The organism is Micromonospora sp. TSRI0369 (genome assembly GCF_001905625.1).
GTDB lineage: Bacteria > Actinomycetota > Actinomycetes > Mycobacteriales > Micromonosporaceae > Micromonospora > Micromonospora echinospora_A.
This window is the reverse complement of the sequence record NZ_LIVU01000002.1, coordinates 926,505-926,850: the sequence shown is the minus strand read 5'-3', so window position 1 is coordinate 926,850 and position 346 is coordinate 926,505. Positions and strand designations below refer to the sequence as shown.

The following is a 346-nucleotide window of genomic DNA, read 5'->3' as shown; positions in this document are numbered from 1 at the left end:
ACCTGGGCGGTACGCAGCCGGCCGGCGCCGACGAGATGCGCCGGGTGATCAGCGGCTACCTGGACGCACAGGAGCGCGGCGAGCGAGCTGGTCGGCGAGCAGGCGGGTGGACGACGGCTGGGCGAGCCCGGCCGAGACGACCGCCAGGGTACGGCTGGTCATCGCTGCTCCCCGTCGGCCGGCGCGGCGTCGCGGGCGGCCAGCAGGCTGGCGTGGGTGGGCGCCTCGGGCACGTGCGCGGGACGCATCGAGTCGAACTCCTTGCGCAGCACCGGGACCACCTCCTCGCCCAGCAGGTCGAGCTGCTCCAGCACCGTTTTCAGCGGCAGGCCGGCGTGGTCGATCA

General features: G+C 74.6%; 2 pseudogenes. Both read right to left on the bottom strand.

From position 1 onward, the window contains the following. Window positions 1-81 precede the first annotated feature (81 nt). Window positions 82-162: pseudogene (locus AMK25_RS31865) on the bottom strand (NADPH-dependent FMN reductase); the annotation flags it as partial. Then, a pseudogene (locus AMK25_RS32660) lies at window positions 159-346 on the bottom strand (5,10-methylene tetrahydromethanopterin reductase); the annotation flags it as partial. The pseudogenes AMK25_RS32660 and AMK25_RS31865, both read right to left, overlap by 4 nt.